Below are 1,623 nucleotides of genomic sequence, written 5' to 3'. Positions count from 1 at the left end.
GATATCGTGAACGCCCCCACCAAGCCGCAAATCCAGCTCTTCGATCCCCGAGACCTGCGTGCCATCGCTCAGCGTAAAGTCTGCACCAGCACCCATATCAAGAAACAGCGTTTCACCCGCGCTTAGCTCTGATCGCACCGCTTGCAACCGGTCAAACCCAGCACCACCAAAGATCGTATCGGCTCCATCACCCGCATAGATCGTGTCATCGCCAACTCCGCCCTCGAGGTAGTCCTCCCCCGTGCCTGCATTTAGCGTGTCGTTGCCAGCACCACCAATGAGGCTGTCATTGAACGCTCCAGTCGTCAGACGGTCACCCGCGCTGCCGCCAGTCACAGTATACGCCTCAAAGCGTGATGTACGGACTAAGTCATTGTTGTAGACACCCAGAAACGAGCCTTGACCATTCGATGTATTTTCAATCCGCCAATCAACAGCATCGCTGAACCCGCTAAAGTCAGCGGTGAAACGGTCAACATCCGTATCATTAGTGATCTGAACATATTGGTTGCCGATCTGTGACATCACCATAGTGATATCGTGAACGCCCCCACCAAGCCGCAAATCCAGCTCTTCGATCCCCGAGACCTGCGTGCCATCGCTCAGCGTAAAGTCTGCACCAGCACCCATATCAAGAAACAGCGTTTCACCCGCGCTTAGCTCTGATCGCGAATATATTAATCTGTCGAAACCTTCACCGCCATAAACGCGATCAGCGCCATCACCAGCATCAATGGTGTCGTCGCCAGCACCACCATAGATCGTATCATCACCGTCGTACGTTGAAATGTAATCATTGCCGCCAAGCCCGCTGACCCAATCATCACCCGCGAACTCTGTCTCAGTGTGGATACGATCATAGCCTTCGCTGCCCGTGATTGCGAAAGCCTCAAAGCCATTCACCGTATGGCGCTGCAGGACGCCGTCAGTGTTACGAATATTGATCTCGTTGCGCGAATAGCTGCCCGGAGTTGAAAACAGATATAGGGTTGTTGCGGACACAGCTGGATCGCTGACCGTAAGCCCAGAATAGTCTAACGTCAGGTGGTCCCAACCCGCGCCGCCATAAAGCGCCGCACCCAGCTCGCCTGCAATCACCGTATCGTCATGCGCGGTCAGTGTACCGCCGAAGACTTCAACTTCACTCCACGCGCCGTTCTGACCCGTTGTGAAATTAATATCAGCGCCCGTCGTACGATCTTGGAGTGCCAACCTAATCTCGTCCGCACCAGAGCCACCAGACACGCGGTCAACCAGTGTCACATTCGTAATAGTGTCGTCACCTTCACCGCCATAAACGCGATCAGCGCCATCACCAGCATCAATGGTGTCGTCGCCAGCACCACCATAGATCGTATCATCACCGTCGTACGTTGAAATGTAATCATTGCCGCCAAGCCCGCTGACCCAATCATCCCCCGCGAACTCTTTCTCGGTCTGGATACGGTCATAGCCGTCACTGCCTGTGATGGCGAAAGCCTCAAAACCATTCACCGTATGGCGCTGCAGGACGCCGTCAGTGTCACGAATGTTGATCTGGTTGCGCGAGTGGCTATTCGGAGATGAAAACAGATAAAGAGCCGTCGTGAGCTCAGTTGGATCGCTCACCGTAAGCCCAGAATA

The 1,623-nt window shown here is 54.3% G+C and carries 1 protein-coding gene; it reads right to left on the bottom strand.

What is annotated here, in order from left to right; translation table 11 throughout:
* Positions 1-1,608 (bottom strand): calcium-binding protein (locus MWU61_RS19655; protein WP_348645611.1); only part of this gene is annotated, 1,608 nt, incomplete at its 3' end.
* Positions 1,609-1,623 lie beyond the last annotated feature (15 nt).

It is taken from the genome of Loktanella sp. F6476L (assembly GCF_023015725.1).
Classification (GTDB): Bacteria; Pseudomonadota; Alphaproteobacteria; order Rhodobacterales; family Rhodobacteraceae; genus Yoonia.
Note: the sequence above shows the minus strand (reverse complement) of the source record. Positions and strands in the feature narration are given on the sequence as shown.